The organism is Bacillus sp. FJAT-27001, assembly GCF_019039175.1.
In the GTDB taxonomy this organism is placed as follows: domain Bacteria; phylum Bacillota; class Bacilli; order Bacillales; family Bacillaceae; genus Bacillus; species Bacillus velezensis.
This window is the reverse complement of record NZ_JAHOAA010000006.1, coordinates 159,426-160,608: the sequence shown is the minus strand read 5'-3', so window position 1 is coordinate 160,608 and position 1,183 is coordinate 159,426. Positions and strand designations below refer to the sequence as shown.

Annotated in this window: 3 protein-coding genes; all 3 read right to left on the bottom strand. The window is 46.0% G+C overall.

Annotated features, from left to right (window positions below; genetic code table 11):
- Positions 1-148: 148 nt before the first annotated feature.
- Positions 149-655: a tail assembly chaperone gene (locus tag BGM27_RS17115; RefSeq protein ID WP_007408585.1), complete on the bottom strand. Its 507-nt coding sequence runs from the start codon at positions 653-655 to the stop codon at positions 149-151.
- Between the two features lie 56 nt (positions 656-711).
- Positions 712-999 carry a fibronectin type III domain-containing protein gene (locus BGM27_RS17110; protein ID WP_223609737.1) on the bottom strand — a complete coding sequence of 96 codons (288 nt, stop codon included), beginning with the start codon at positions 997-999 and terminating at the stop codon, positions 712-714.
- Positions 968-1,183 (bottom strand): fibronectin type III domain-containing protein (locus BGM27_RS17105; protein WP_254122898.1); only part of this gene is annotated, 216 nt, incomplete at its 5' end. The genes BGM27_RS17110 and BGM27_RS17105, both read right to left, overlap by 32 nt.

Below are 1,183 nucleotides of genomic sequence, written 5' to 3'. Positions count from 1 at the left end.
CGGTGAAACATGGCGTTTCTTGCCATAAGCTCCAATTCATCTATTTCTCGCAACTTGGCCCCTTTTAGTAAAAGTTTATACTCGTTAGGAGTCCATGACATGATTAAATCCACATCATAAACCCCAAGCCAATGTGCGGAATTCGTAATTATTTGGTCGTAGTCGATCCCGTTCTCTCTTTGTACGCCTCTTTCATCATCTTCAGGACTTCCTTGCCGTTCTCTTCGTCCTCCAGCCGTTTCGCTTCCATTTCCGGTGTTTCGTTCGGAGCCGGTTTCTTCCCTTTGTTCATCTTCTCCATCATCTTCCAGCGCTGACGGATCACGCCTTTGAAAAAACCCGCTGAGTCCAATGTCGTGAATGCTTCATTGATCATCTTGTCAATTGCGTCGCCTGTTTCGTCTTCATCAATGATTTTTATGATTGCTTCCTCAATAGCCTCAGTTGATGGCTTTTCTTTCTTCAAGTAAGCAAGTGCGCAATCCCAAAAAGCAGAAAGATAGGAAGCCTCTTCGTTGAGCAAGCTCATGTAAATATTCATTGTGCCGCCTTTGCCCTTTTCGTCCGCAGTGGAATATTTTTCGTTTGCCAATCTGTCAAAAGCAAAGTCGCAACGTGATTTGTATTCTTTATCTCCGATAGTTAAGTAAGCCATTTATAAAACCTCCGATTATTTTTGTATGTTAAAAAAGAGCCCGGGAAGCCCGGACCCTATAATTCCTTTTCTGTTCGTATCGTAAAATTGGCCGATCGTTCCGATTCCCCGGCCGAGTTCACTGCCGACACGTTAAAAATGTAGGCGGTGTCCGGCTTTAGGTTAGGATTCGACGTGTACGAATTCTTTGAGACAGTCGCTATTTTTGCATAAAACCTGTAAATATTGTAAGATGTCGCCCCTTTCACCGCATCCCATGAAAAACTCACCTGATTTGAAGTGGCGCTTTTCGCAGTTATATTGCGGGGTACGTTAGGGCGTAACCGCTTGTGTTTGCGTAACAATCTCGGTCATTGAGGACTCGCCCGCATCGTTCACAGCAGAGACGTTGACCGTCAGTTTCGTGTCGGCCGCAATTCCTGTCAAGGTGTGGGATGTGCCAGTGACAGTTGCGTCCAGCTGCTTGCCCGCTCCCCTGTATACCTTATATGAAGTCGCCCCATCTACCGCATCCCATTTCACGGTCAC

What these genes read in the sequence shown, in the direction of transcription:
- BGM27_RS17115 (WP_007408585.1), bottom strand. Translation starts at nt 655, where the DNA reads ATGGCTTACTTAACTATCGGAGATAAAGAATACAAATCACGTTGCGAC.